This window comes from Granulicatella sp. 20925_1_45, assembly GCF_041433555.1.
GTDB lineage: Bacteria > Bacillota > Bacilli > Lactobacillales > Aerococcaceae > Granulicatella.
The window spans coordinates 1-14180 of sequence record NZ_JAPWBR010000031.1; the positions used below are offsets into that span (position 1 = coordinate 1).

At 43.0% G+C, this 14180-nt stretch carries 11 protein-coding genes; 8 read left to right on the forward strand and 3 right to left on the reverse strand.

Going from position 1 to position 14180, the window contains the following annotated elements:
• Positions 1-382: 382 nt before the first annotated feature.
• The gene (gene rpsT, locus O3798_RS08375; RefSeq protein WP_048709754.1) at positions 383-637 is read right to left on the reverse strand and encodes a 30S ribosomal protein S20; all 255 of its coding nucleotides are present in this window, start codon (positions 635-637) and stop codon (positions 383-385) included.
• A gap of 173 nt (positions 638-810) precedes the next feature.
• Here rpsT and uvrB point away from each other — a divergent pair, with 173 nt between their 5' ends.
• From uvrB to O3798_RS08400, 5 genes are all read left to right on the forward strand, one after another.
• The gene (gene uvrB / locus O3798_RS08380; protein ID WP_371464270.1) at positions 811-2793 is read left to right on the forward strand and encodes an excinuclease ABC subunit UvrB; all 1983 of its coding nucleotides are present in this window, start codon (positions 811-813) and stop codon (positions 2791-2793) included.
• 12 nt (positions 2794-2805) lie between these two features.
• The gene (locus tag O3798_RS08385) at positions 2806-3450 is read left to right on the forward strand and encodes an MmcQ/YjbR family DNA-binding protein (RefSeq protein WP_371464271.1); all 645 of its coding nucleotides are present in this window, start codon (positions 2806-2808) and stop codon (positions 3448-3450) included.
• A gap of 38 nt (positions 3451-3488) precedes the next feature.
• Positions 3489-4481, forward strand: coding sequence for an aspartate-semialdehyde dehydrogenase (locus tag O3798_RS08390; RefSeq protein ID WP_371464273.1), 993 nt, complete (start codon positions 3489-3491; stop codon positions 4479-4481).
• A 459-nt stretch (positions 4482-4940) separates the two neighbouring features.
• Positions 4941-6689, forward strand: coding sequence for an ABC transporter ATP-binding protein (locus tag O3798_RS08395; protein ID WP_371464274.1), 1749 nt, complete (start codon positions 4941-4943; stop codon positions 6687-6689).
• Positions 6686-8431 (forward strand): ABC transporter ATP-binding protein, encoded by a 1746-nt coding sequence (locus O3798_RS08400; RefSeq protein ID WP_371464275.1) that lies wholly within the window; start codon positions 6686-6688, stop codon positions 8429-8431. Before O3798_RS08395 ends, O3798_RS08400 begins: the two co-directional genes overlap by 4 nt.
• 92 nt (positions 8432-8523) lie before the next feature.
• Here O3798_RS08400 and O3798_RS08405 read toward each other — a convergent pair whose 3' ends face one another.
• Complete coding sequence (locus tag O3798_RS08405; protein WP_371464276.1) at positions 8524-10473, reverse strand: ATP-binding cassette domain-containing protein; 1950 nt, start codon at positions 10471-10473, stop codon at positions 8524-8526.
• 242 nt (positions 10474-10715) lie between these two features.
• Here O3798_RS08405 and O3798_RS08410 point away from each other — a divergent pair, with 242 nt between their 5' ends.
• Positions 10716-11363, forward strand: coding sequence for a redox-sensing transcriptional repressor Rex (locus tag O3798_RS08410; protein ID WP_048783431.1), 648 nt, complete (start codon positions 10716-10718; stop codon positions 11361-11363).
• Between the two features lie 77 nt (positions 11364-11440).
• On the opposite strand, the gene O3798_RS08415 is transcribed toward O3798_RS08410, so the two are convergent.
• Positions 11441-11704: a hypothetical protein gene (locus tag O3798_RS08415; RefSeq protein WP_048713683.1), complete on the reverse strand. Its 264-nt coding sequence runs from the start codon at positions 11702-11704 to the stop codon at positions 11441-11443.
• Between the two features lie 151 nt (positions 11705-11855).
• On the opposite strand from O3798_RS08415, the gene groES reads away from it, so the two are divergent.
• On the forward strand, positions 11856-12125 hold the full coding sequence (gene groES / locus O3798_RS08420; protein ID WP_005607270.1) for a co-chaperone GroES: 270 nt from the start codon (positions 11856-11858) through the stop codon (positions 12123-12125).
• Positions 12126-12139: 14 nt separating this feature from the next.
• A complete protein-coding gene (gene groL / locus O3798_RS08425) occupies positions 12140-13759 on the forward strand; it encodes a chaperonin GroEL (protein ID WP_048781726.1) in 1620 nt (539 codons plus the stop codon).
• The last annotated feature ends 421 nt before the right edge of the window (positions 13760-14180 follow it).

Consider the following 14180-nt stretch of genomic DNA (forward strand, 5'->3'; position numbering starts at 1 on the left):
CCATTGTTCGGGCTTCTTTTTTTAGCTCTGAAATAACGCAATAGGAGTAAAATTCTTACGGATTCTACGGGTGAAATCTAAATAGAGGATAAACAAAAAAAGAATCAGTTTATTGAAAGAATAGCGGGGAAGTGCATTAAATGCGAATTAGCAGGAGTAGGAAGTTCTTCCGTACTCCTGCTTTGAGGCTTTAAAGGCGAAAGACCTAGGCTCGAGCCGTTGCCCCGCTATAACTCTTTCAATAACAAAACTGATTCTTTTCAGTTTATCCGATATAACAATCTACCTTGAAGAAATCCGTAAGGATTTTACCCAACCAAGAAGCATCACTTCTATTTCAGAGCATAAAAAAAGAGCCCGAGATCAATTCTCAGGCTACATATTATTTGCTTAATTTTGCAGCAAGACGTGATTTATCACGAGAAGCTTTGTTTTTGTGGATTAATCCTTTAGAAGCAGCTCCGTCGATTGCTTTGTGAGCAGCACGTAATAATTCTTCAGCATTTTCAGCACCTTCAGCTACAGCAGCGTCAAATTTTTTGATAGCTGTACGCATAGCAGAAGTTTGAGCGTTGTTAGCAAGTGTTGACTTTTTGTTAGTACGAACACGTTTGATTTGTGATGCGATATTTGGCAATGGGTTCACCCCTCTTTCATTTAACATGTATAATTACTGATCAGTTGTTTCCAACACGAACTATTATACAAAAGTCCTACTTGAATTGCAAGCAAGGTATTGTGAAAGAACAAGACAGACAAACGGTAAAACTCCCGTAATGATGGTATACTAGAAAAGAAAGAGGTGAAGTCATGGATCAATTTAAATTAGTGGCTCCTTATGCACCAAATGGAGACCAACCTCAAGCCATCCAAGAACTCGTCGATGGCATCAAAAATGGGGTCAAAGAACAAACTTTACTTGGGGCAACGGGAACAGGGAAGACGTTCACGATTGCCAATGTGATTCAAGAAGTCAATAAACCAACGCTCGTATTAGCGCATAATAAAACATTAGCCGGACAGCTGTACGGAGAGTTGAAAGAATTCTTCCCGGACAATGCGGTCGAATATTTTGTGTCGTACTATGACTACTATCAACCAGAGGCATACGTTCCTGCCAGCGATACGTATATCGAGAAGGAATCGAGCGTCAACGATGAGATTGATAAATTACGCCACTCGGCCACAAGCGCCCTTTTAGAACGTCGTGATGTGATTGTAGTGGCGTCCGTGTCTTCGATGTATGGTTTAGTAAACCCGGAAGATTACCGCGACCATGTATTGTCGCTTCGTGAAGGCATGGAAATCGAACGTGATGACTTATTACGCCGATTGGTCGAAATGCAGTTCGAGCGTAACGACTATGATTTCCGCCGCGGAACTTTCCGTGTTCGTGGGGACGTCGTTGAAATCTTCCTACCAGGAAATGATGCGACGGCCTTTCGTATTGAGTTCTTCGGAGATGAAATCGAAGCCATTAAAGAAGTCGATGTGTTGACGGGTGAAATCAAAGCGACTGTGGAACACGTACCAATCTTCCCAGCAACGCACTTTGTGGCCAATGAAGACCAAATTTCACGGGCCGTAGCGACGATTAAAGAAGAGCTTGCGGAACGACTGCAAGAATTACGGGACAACCACCAGTTACTCGAAGCGCAACGCTTAGAGCAACGGACCAACTATGATATCGAAATGCTCCTAGAGATGGGGTACTGTAACGGGATTGAGAACTACTCCCGACATATGGATGGCCGACGTCCAGGACAACCACCGTATACTTTATTAGACTTCTTCCCGAAAGATTCACTCTTCGTGGTCGATGAGTCGCATATTACGATGTCACAAATTCGTGGCATGTATAACGGGGACCGTGCTCGTAAGGAGCAGTTGATTCAATACGGCTTCCGCTTACCGAGTGCTTTAGATAACCGTCCATTGCAGTTTGAAGAGTTCGAGGAACGCGTGCCTCAAATCATTTACATTTCGGCGACTCCAGGGCCTTACGAATTGTCTCATACACCAACAGTTACCGAGCAAATCATTCGTCCAACCGGCTTACTCGATCCGCCAGTGGAAGTGCGTCCAATTAAAGGACAGATTGATGACCTTATTAGTGAAATTAACTTACGTGTCGAACGCAATGAGCGTGTCTTTATTACGACATTGACCAAGAAGATGTCAGAGGACTTGACCGACTACTTAGAAGAAGTGGGCATTAAGGTGAAGTACTTGCATAGTGACATTAAGACATTGGAACGTACGGAAATTATCCGTAACTTACGACTCGGGGAATTCGACGTGTTGGTCGGAATCAACTTGCTTCGTGAAGGGTTAGACGTGCCGGAAGTATCCCTTGTGGCGATTCTGGATGCGGATAAGGAAGGCTTCCTTCGTAGTGAACGTGCTCTTGTTCAAACGATTGGACGTGCAGCACGTAATGCGAACGGTCGCGTGATTATGTATGCCGATAAGATTACGGATTCGATGCAAAAAGCGATTGATGAAACGAATCGTCGTCGTGCCATTCAAGAAGCGTACAATAAAGAACACGGTATCGTACCGAAGACTATCGTGAAGAATATCCGCGATTTAATTGCGATTACGCACGAGGTCGAAAAAGAAGATGCACCAACGACTGCAAAAGACTTCAAGAACATGACGCAAGAACAACGCCGAGAAGCGCTCGAGTTACTCGAGTTGGATATGCGTGCGGCAGCCAAAGACCTCGATTTCGAGAAAGCAGCAGACTTACGCGATGTGATTCTCGAATTGCGTGCCGAGTATCGCTTATAAGAGGTCAGATTTATGAAATGGAAATTAACAAAGGACTTACCAGAACTGGAAGGAAAGATTTTTCCAAGCCAAACGGAGGGATTTTACTTTCAGGTGGTGAGTGCCAGCAAAAAACTAGGCTTAGAAATCGTAGCGATCGATGAGGTTAACGAGCGCTACACCTTATTCGATATACCAACAACGAGTAGCAGTATCGCTCAAGCCTTGCGCGAAGAGGCAAGTGAGCTAGCGTTCCAATGGATGCATCCTGAGCAATCGAGTATCAAAGAAGCACGCCAGAAGTGGACGAAGTGGATGACCGAAAATATCGTCCCGTACCATGGCAATCCGTTCGAGAAGACGGAGGCGATGGGCTTTATGGTCGAAGATAAAGGCAAATGGTATGGGCTCATGATGGAAGTGCCGCTTCAAAAACTAGGAGTAGCTTCAAAGGCGAACGCCCTTGTTTTGAACGTGAAGATTCATCCGGAAGACAAGGAACGACTCGTTGCGACTGACGGGATTTTCGAAGCCTATCATATGAATAAGAAGCATTGGATTTCAATTGCGCTGAATGTGTGCACAGATGATGCACTCATCAAAGAGTGTATCTATACTAGCTACAAATGTGTTGCGAAGAAAGACAATTCTTTACTTTCAACGAGAGATTCGCTATAATTTTCAACATAGCGTTTTAGCAAAAAGGAGATTTTTTTATGGTAAATATTGCAATTGTAGGAGCGACAGGTGTCGTTGGAACAAAAATGATTGAACGTTTAGAAGAAAGCAACTTACAAGTAGAGCACTTATATCTACTTGCTTCAGCGCGTTCAGCAGGGAAAGTACTACAGTTTAGAGGAAAAGATTATGTAGTCGAAGAATTAACGGAAGACTCCTTCAAGCGTGATATTGACTACGCCATCTTCTCAGCAGGGGGCGGCACTTCATTGAAATTTGCGCCAATCGCAGAACGTGACGGCGTAATTGTTATCGACAATTCAAGCGCATGGAGAATGGATCCAGAGATTGATTTAGTCGTGCCAGAATGTAACGCACCAACATTAGAGCGTAAGATTATCGCAAATCCAAACTGCTCAACAATCCAATCGGTTGTGCCATTACGTCCATTGCATGATGCATTTGGGTTGAAACGTGTGGCGTATACAACTTATCAGGCTGTTTCAGGTTCTGGACAAGCAGGGATTAATGATTTAAGAAATGGGGAAAAAGGGGAAGCTCCAACAAACTACCCACACCCAATTTATAATAACGTATTGCCCCATATCGATGTGTTCTTAGAAAATGGCTATACAAAAGAAGAAATGAAAATGATTCAAGAAACTCGCAAGATTCTAGGCTTATCAGATGATGTAGCCATCACTGCTACTTGTGTGCGTGTGCCAGTATTCAACTCACACTCTGTAGAAATCAATGTGACTTTCGAAAAAGATACAACACCTGAAGAAATTCGTGCGATTTTAGAAAAAGCACCAGGCGTAATCGTATTAGATAAGCCTGAGGAAAATGTATATCCAACACCATTACAAGCAACTGGGCATGATGAAGTGTATGTAGGACGTATTCGCCGCGATATTTCTCAACCAAACAGCTTCCACATCTGGTGTGTGGGCGACAATATTCGTAAGGGTGCAGCAAGCAACGCCATCCAAATTGCGGAGTATATTGAGGAGCACGGTTTACGTAAATAATTAAATAGAAGACTGGGCATCTGGGTGACAGTATAGTGAATAATGTTGATTACTCCAAATCCTTACGGATATCTTCATAATAGCTATAACGTTGCACCGGTTCGAGCCTAGGTCTCTCACCTTTAAAGCCTCAAAGGGAGCGTACGGAATAAAATTCCTACGCTCCCTTTTTCGCATTTAATGCTATCCCACGTTATAGCTATTATAGAATCCGTAAGATTTTTCGTAATCAACTTTCTCATAAGAAAGAGTTGCCCAGTCTTCTAATGATTATTTGCTCCAATAAACCCAACTGTGGGGAAAAATTAGTTTTGTATCATTAATGATACATCTTTAGGAAATTAAAAGTGAGTGTAACATTTTTGTTACGTAACATAATTGTTACATCCTAAAAAACAAAAATAGGAAGCAAGTTTTTCCGCTTTTGAAGAGGATAAAATGTGATACAATAAAAGTACTATGGATGTAAAAGGAAGTACGCGTGTGAACAAGTTAAAACCTTATTTAAAGCCATATCTGAAAGAAACGATATTGGCACCTTTATTTAAATTATTCGAAGCGATTCTGGAATTGTTTGTGCCACTAATCATGGCGGTCATTATCGACAAAGGAATTGAAAACAGAGATACTGCGCTGATTCTCCAACAAGGAGCGATTCTTATTGGACTCGGAATGGTTGGTGTAGCTGTGTCGATTACCGCTCAGTATTTTGCGGCAAAGGCGGCAACTGGATTTACCGCTGATGTGAGACAGGCACTCTTTTCAAAAATTCAATACTTTAGTTTCTCGCAACTCGATGCGCTTGGAAATGACACTTTACTGACGCGATTGACGAGTGATATGAATCTCGTGCAAAACGGGTTGAACATCGCGCTTCGTCTATTGCTTCGTTCGCCGTTTATCGTCGGTGGAGCGATTGTGATGGCCTTTGTCGTGAATGTGGAAATGGCATGGACGTTTGCCATTACCGTTCCAATCTTAGCAGTTGTCGTATTCGGGATTATTTACTGGACGATTCCGATGTATCGCCGTGTGCAAGGGCAACTGGATCGTATTATGCGCCGCGTGCATGAAAACTTACTCGGTGTGCGTGTGATTCGTGCATTTAACCGAGAAGAAAAAGAAATTCAGTCGTTTAGAGAAGATACTGAAGCGTTGAATCAGGCGCAACAAAAGGTGAGTGGTCTCTCAGGAGCTATGAATCCTATTACGTTTGTAATTGTGAATGTGGCCCTCATCGTCATTCTTTATGGTGGAGCGATTAAAGTGGATACAGGAACCTTAACGAAAGGGGAAGTCATCGCTTTAACAAACTACATGTCACAAATTCTAGTGGAACTTGTGAAGTTTGCGAACCTTGTCGTATTGATGACAAAATCAGTAGCGAGTGCAGAGCGTGTTGATAACATTCTATCGATTGAAGCGGATATGGTCGAAGGAACTGAAGAGGTTCATCCTGAAGGAGAAGTGGCGGTGGCGTTTAAAGACGTGACGTTGACGTATCAAGGAGACCAAAACGCAGCGTTGAACCATATCTCATTTACCGCGCTGAAAGGACAGACCATCGGCGTTATCGGTGGGACGGGTAGCGGGAAATCGTCTCTTGTCAATATGATTCCTCGTTTCTATGATGCGACCCAAGGGACTGTAGAGGTGTTCGGGGCAGACGTTCGTCGCTACCGTTTTGCATCGCTTCGTGGAGCGGTCGGAATGGTCTTGCAAAAGGCGCAACTCTTCCGTGGAACGATTGCTGACAATGTTCGTTTTGGAAATGCATCTGCTTCAAGTGAAGTGGTTGAACATGCACTCGGTATCGCCCAAGCCAGCGAGTTTGTACAGACGAAAGAAGGCGGACTTGATTATAGCATCGAACAAAATGGTCGCAATCTATCCGGTGGGCAAAAACAACGGATGACGATTGCGCGTGCGATTGCTAAACAAGCACCGATTTTAATTCTAGATGATAGTGCTTCGGCATTAGACTTTGCGACCGACGCGAAATTGCGTGAGGCGATTAAGAACCAAACGCCACGTCCAACAACCTTTATCGTGTCGCAACGGGCGGCGTCTGTGCAGTATGCAGACTTAATTCTTGTACTCGATGAAGGAAATCTTGTCGGAAAAGGCACGCATGACGAGCTCTTAGCCAACAATGAGATTTATCAAGAAATTTACTATTCACAATTTCCAAAGGAGGATGAAGCATGAGACAGAAAACTCAATGGGAAACCATCCGTAAAGTTCTCCGCTACATCCGTCGCTACCGTATCTATTTCGTAGCGTCCATTCTTTTGGCGAGTGTGAATGTATTCGGAACGTTAATGATTCCGAAATTAGTCGGAGAAGCCGTAGACCAAATGCTGGACACAGGCCAAGTGTTCTATGAAGGACTATTTGCCATCCTTTGGCAGATTGCACTCTTTACAATAATAGCTTCTGTTGCGCAGTGGTTTATGAACCTCAGCAATAACAAGATGACGTACTCTGTGGTTCGTGACCTTCGTAGAGACGCGCTTGAAAAAATCGAAACCTTACCGCTCAGTTATTTAGATATTCATCCAGCCGGAGAAATCGAGAGCCGTATCATTGCGGACGCGGATCAATTTGCGGATGGATTATTGATGGGATTCACGCAGTTATTCACGGGTGTGATGACCATTCTGGGGACCTTAGTCTTTATGCTGAGCGTGAATATGACATTAACGCTGGTAGTAGTCGTGGTGACGCCAGTATCCTTTGTGATGGCTAGCTTTGTTGCGAAGAAATCCTATCATTTCTTTAAACAACAATCGGAAATTCGTGGCGACCAAACCGCCTATATGAATGAGATGATTGAGGGAACACGAGTGGTTACGGCCTTTCAACAACAAGAAATGGTCATCGAGGACTTCGCGGTGATTAATAAGGAGTTAACGGATGTATCGCTCAAGGCTATCTTCTTCTCGAGCATCACGAATCCGGCAACGCGCTTTGTCAATAGCATCGTCTACACCAGTGTGGGCGTGTTCGGGGCTTTCTTCGTGATGAGCGGTGGCGTGACGGTGGGGCAACTGTCATCCTTCCTAAGTTACGCGAACCAATATACGAAACCATTCAATGAAATCTCAGGTGTGATTACCGAATTGCAAAATGCGATTGCCTGTGCCAACCGTGTGTTTGAACTGTTGGAACAACCTTCTGAGAGTCCAGAGCGCAAAAATGCTGTGTCTCCTGAAAACTTTGACGGAGCGGTGGAATTTAGCCATGTGGACTTCTCTTATGTGAAAGACCAACCGCTGATTGAAGACTTCTCGCTTGAGGTCAAACCAGGGCAACGTGTGGCGATTGTCGGTCCAACCGGAAGTGGAAAGACGACATTGATTAACTTATTGATGCGTTTCTACGATATTAATAGTGGAAAATTAGCCATCGATGGCCATTCGATTGAAGACATCACTCGTCAAAGCCTACGAAATGGATTTGGAATGGTGCTTCAAGAAACATGGCTTCAAACGGGAACTGTCCGTGAAAATATAACGATGGGAAATCCAACGATTAGCGAAGAAGAGATGATTCGCATCGCCAAACTCTGTCATATTCATGGATTTGTAAGCCGTCTGCCACAAGGATATGATACGGTGATTTCAGATGACGGTGGGGACTTCTCGCAAGGGCAAAAACAATTGCTCTGCATCGCTCGTGTGATGATGGGACAACCTAATATGCTGATTCTTGATGAAGCGACTTCTTCCATCGATACGCGTACCGAGTTGAAGATTCAAGAAGCCTTTCAACATCTGATGGAAGGACGCACGAGCTTTATCGTGGCGCACCGCTTATCGACCATTCGTACCGCGGATGTGATTCTCGTCTTGAAAGACGGACATGTCATTGAAAAAGGAAATCATGCCAGCTTGATGGAGCAACGTGGATTTTACTACAATCTCTATCAAAGTCAGTGGCAACAGTAAACTAAAAAAAAGCGTAGGCTCTATAAAAAAGAGTCTACGCTTTTTTGAATTGTTGAAAGTGCAAAATTATCATATATGATAATTTCAAACGATTATGAATTGAATTCTTCTAGCGCTAGAGACGCTTCTTCCCATTCCGCAAGAAGTGTTTCTTGGCGCTCGAGAAGGGCTCCTTCTTCGGTTGAGAGGGCAGCAGATTTATCTGGGTCAGAATAGTTTTCTTCCAGCGTCATCGCCTCATGCACTTGTTCGAGTGCAGTTTCGATATCATGCATCTCCGTTTCTAGTTGCTCGATGCGACGAGTGAGCGTACGGATTTGACGTTGCTCTTCTTTAGAGGCATGGTAGCTGGCTTTGGCTTCTGTCATCTGCTCGGCCGTTGCTAGTGGGGCATCCTTGGCTTCTTGCAATGCAGCGAGTTCTTCTTTCTCTTGTTTTTTCTCGAGATAGTAGTCGTAGTCGCCTAAATACAGCGTGCTGCCAGTTTCTTCGATTTCAAGAATAGCCGTTGCGACCTTGTTGATGAAGAAACGGTCATGCGACACGAAACAAATCGTGCCGTCGTAGTCGATAAGGGCATCTTCGAGGACTTCTTTACTGTCGATGTCCAAGTGGTTGGTTGGTTCGTCAAGCAGTAGGAAATTATCATGTTCAAGAGACAGTTTGCAAAGTGCCAAACGGGCCTTTTCACCCCCGCTGAGTTGAGCGGTTGTTTTCTCGACGTCGTTGCCTGAAAAAAGGAAACTGCCAAGAATCGAACGGATGTCTTTTTCAGGCATCGTTGAGTGACGAGACCAGAGTTCTTCTAGAACCGTTTGATTCGATGAGAGGCCGGCCAAGTTTTGGTCATAGTAACCGACTTGAACGCCAGCACCTAAGTCGATTGAACCTTCGATTAAAGGTAATTCACCCGTAATAGACTTCAAGAGAGTAGATTTTCCAATACCGTTAGGCCCCACAATCGCGATGGCCTCACGCTTGCGAAGCTGGAAGGAAATCGGACCACTCAAGGCTTCGTGGTCGTAGCCGATATAAGCATCAGTTACTTGCAGCACTTGGTTTCCGGATTCGCGTTCCACGGTAAATTCAAAACGAGCAGAGCGCTGATCGCCTTTTGGTTTCTCTAAGCGTTCCATTTTCTCGAGCTTCTTACGGCGTGATTGGGCTCGTTTTGTAGTTGAAGCGCGCACTAAGTTTTTCGCGATGAATTCTTCTAAGTCGTGAATCTCTTGTTGCTGCTTCTCGTAGGCTTTTTGTTTGAGTAAATAGCGTTGCTCGCGTTCTTCTAAGTAGTGCGAGTAGTTTCCTTTATAATATTCGCAGGCCTTATGACTGATTTCATAGACTTCGTTACACACACGGTCCAAGAAGTATTGGTCGTGGGATACGATGACAAGCGCGCTACTTGAAGAGCGTAAGTAGTCTTCAAGCCACGTCAATGTTTCAATATCCAAGTGGTTGGTTGGTTCGTCTAAGATGAGTAAGTCGTGTTTCTCTAATAAAATACGAGCTAGTGCCAGACGAGTGCGTTGGCCCCCAGAGAGTGCTTGAATCGGTTGATCGTAGTCTTCTGGATAGAAACGGAAGCCGTGAAGCACGGTGCGAATCTCAGACTCGTAACCATACGCGTTCTTTTGGTTCAATTCTTCTTGAAGCTGGTCGTATCGTTTTAAGGCGAGTTCGTACGCAACTGGGTCACTAAGAAGGTCAGGGTCACCGAGTTGTTCGGCGGCTTTTTGCGCTTGTTTCTTCAAAGTTTCTACGTCTTCAAAGAGATGCACCATTTCTTCCCAAACAGTGCGGGAAGACTGGATAGCAGCGTATTGGTCTAAGTAGCCAATCGAGAGGTCTTTCTTCTTTGACACAGCGCCAAGTGAAGGTTCTTCGATTCCAGCCAACATTTTTAATAGCGTGGATTTTCCAGTACCATTTCGCCCAACGATGGCAATGCGTGAATTTTCTTGAATATGAATCGTAATATTTTCAAATAGGACTTCATCCGCAAACGTACGCGCGAGTCCTTGTCCTTGTAGTAAAATCATGACGGGTCCTTTCAAAGTAGTTTCAGTTTATTTTAGCATAAAAAAGAGGGGGAACAATATTGATACGCGTTCTTCTTTGCATTCACATTCACAATAGGGAGGTTGTGAAGAAAAAAGCACAAAGCCTTCTGTATATAAGCGAAACTTAGGAATGTTCGTGAGGTACAAGCAAACTGTTTGTGAAATGAAATGTCGTTGTGATAGAATACGCATGGAAATAAAAGAAAAAGGGAGTCTTATTCATGAAAGATTTAAACGAATTAAAAGAAATCGAAGTGCCACGCGCAACTGCGAAACGTTTGGCTATTTATCATCGTTACTTACGTTTCTTGCATGATGCAGGAAAACGTCGCATCTCATCAACTGAATTAAGTGAAGCCGTAAAAGTCGATAGCGCAACAATCCGTCGTGACTTCTCATACTTTGGAGCTTTAGGAAAACGTGGATATGGATATGATGTAGAATACTTATTAGAATTCTTCAGCCATACTTTAAACCAAGATCGCCTAACAAACGTCGCTCTAGTAGGGGTTGGTAAATTAGGACAAGCGCTCTTAAACTACAACTTCCACCAAAGCAACAACGTGCGTATTAGCGCAGCGTTTGACGTAAACGAAGACATCGTTGGAACAATCCAAACAGGTGTGCCAGTTTACAGCATGGATGAAATGGTAGAACAATTGAAAGTTCAACAAATCCAAGTGGCCATCTTAACAGTGCCTCAAGATGTAGCTCAAGAAACAGCAGACCGCTTAGTAGAAGCAAATGTTCGCGGAATCTTGAACTTCACACCAATCCGCTTAGACGTACCAGAAGACGTTCGAGTTCAAAACGTGGACTTAACAAACGAACTTCAAACACTAATTTATTTCTTGGACAACCAAAAATAATCTATTGAAAGGCATCCATATAGGGTGCCTTTTTTGTATAAAAAATAAGCACTAATCCAATCCGATTTGCGGAGCGATTAGTGCTTTTCTTTTGGTTCTTTATCGTCTAGTGAATCCTCGTCATCGGGCAGATTCTCGATGAGATTAGCGAGTTTTTTCAACTCGTTATAGGTGCGAAGCATGTTGATACTTGTTACGATGCTTGTCGTTGCGAATAGACAGCAGAATAATGTGATAAAGTCAAATCCATTTCCAGGATAATGCGTCGTTGCTAGAAAGATAAAGAAGACGGCTAATATGATTTCAAAATATAGTTTTCTAAAGAAACTTTTTCGTGTCATCGCAATCATCCTTTCCTGTCAAAATCTTACAAAATTCCAGACAAATAAGCAAGTATTTATTCTTGATTTTTCCTGACCAAATGAGTATCATAAAACTATGAGTTAGCACTCAGTGTTTTTGAGTGCTAAAAAAGATGAAGGAGGATTTCATATGTTAAAGCCTTTAAAAGATAGAGTTGTTATTCAAATGGTAGAGCAAGAAGAAAAAACTGCTGGAGGATTATTCCTACCAACAACTGCTCAAGAAAAATTACAATTTGCAAAAGTCATCGCAACAAGCGAATTCACTGCTGCAGAAGACCGTCAAGTAGCGGTTGGCGATAAAGTCGTTTTCGAGAAATATTCAGGAACAGAAGTTAAATTAGATGGTCAAGAATATATCATCGTGAAAGAAAAAGACATTATCGCAATTGTTGAATAAAGGAGGATACAACTATGGTGAAAGATATTAAATTTGCAGAAGACGCAAGAAGCGCCATGCTACGTGGTGTGGACGTTTTAGCGAACACAGTAAAAGTAACATTAGGACCAAAAGGACGTAATGTTGTATTAGAAAAAGCATTTGGGTCTCCACTGATTACAAATGATGGGGTAACAATTGCCAAAGAAATCGAATTAGAAGATCACTTCGAAAATATGGGTGCAAAACTCGTGGCTGAAGTAGCTTCAAAAACAAACGATATTGCCGGTGACGGTACAACAACAGCTACTGTTTTAACACAAGCTATCGTTCGTGAAGGATTGAAAAACGTAACAGCTGGCGCAAACCCAGTAGGCATCCGTCGCGGGATTGAACTTGCAACAAAAGCAGCTGTTGAAGAATTACATCGCATTTCTCGTCCAGTAGAATCAAAAGAAGCCATCGCACAAGTTGCGGCCATTTCTTCAGGTTCAGCTGAAGTCGGTGAATTAATCGCTGAAGCTATGGAAAAAGTGGGTAACGACGGCGTTATCACAATCGAAGAATCTAAAGGGATTGAAACAGAGTTAGATGTTGTAGAAGGAATGCAATTTGACCGTGGTTACTTATCACAATATATGGTGACAGATAATGACAAGATGATTGCGACTTTAGACAATCCATTTATCTTAATTACAGATAAGAAAGTATCAAACATCCAAGAAATCATTCCATTATTAGAACAAATCGTTCAACAAGGACGTGCGTTATTAATCATCGCGGATGACGTGGATGGCGAAGCTTTACCAACATTAGTATTAAACAAATTACGCGGAACATTTAACGTGGTAGCTGTAAAAGCTCCAGGATTCGGTGACCGTCGTAAAGCGATGTTAGAAGATATCGCTGTGTTAACTGGTGCTCAAGTTATTACAGAAGACCTTGGCTTAGAATTAAAAGACGCAACATTAGCTCAATTAGGGACAGCTGGTAAAGTTGTAGTTTCTAAAGACAGCACTACAATCGTTGAAGGTGCAGGCTCTAAAGAATTAATCGCGAACCGTGTTGCTTTAATTCGCGCACAAGCACAAGATACAACAAGTGATTTTGACCGTGAAAAATTACATGAACGTCTTGCTAAATTATCAGGTGGGGTTGCCGTGATTAAAGTCGGTGCCGCTACTGAAACAGAATTGAAAGAGAAAAAACTTCGCATTGAAGATGCCTTAAACGCAACTCGCGCAGCGGTTGAAGAAGGAATCGTTTCAGGTGGGGGAACAGCTCTTGTGAACGTTCAAAAAGTCGTAGACGCTCTTGAATTAGAAGGCGACTTAGCTACAGGTGCGAAAATCGTATCTCGTTCATTAGAAGAACCATTACGTCAAATCGCAGAAAATGCGGGTCTTGAAGGTTCAGTCATTGTTGCTCGTTTGAAATCTGAAGAAAAAGGAATTGGATACAATGCCGCTACAGATGAATGGGTAAACATGATTGAAGCAGGTATCGTGGACCCAACAAAAGTAACACGTTCTGCTTTACAAAATGCTGCATCTGTTTCAGCATTATTATTAACAACAGAAGCTGTTGTAGCTGACAAACCAGCTCCAGTAGCACCACCAATGCCAGGGATGGATCCGGGCATGGGTATGATGTAATCAAAGAGGGGTGAAAGTTTTTCACCCCTCTTTTTCTTTTTGGATAAAAACACCGCAAGGTGCTTCCCGACAAAAGTGAACGAAGTTCAAAACTTCGAACACTGAAGGATTTGTTTATAATAGCTGTAATGGGACAACGGTTCGAGCCTGTCGTCTCTCACCTCAAAAGCCTCAAAGGAGCCGTACGGAATGACTTCCTACGGCTCCTAATTCGCATTTTGTGTTATTCCCCATTACTGCTACTATAAAATCCTTCGTGTTCTCCGTTTTGAACACATTTTTTGGTGATACTTATAAAAAGAGGATGGAATGGAGAAGATAAGAGAAAGAGCTACTCCTCGAGGTTCTTCGTTTTGAACAGGTTTTTGAGCTTCTTATAAAAAAGAGAGTTAATAAGAGAAAGAAAATAAGACCAACGGAA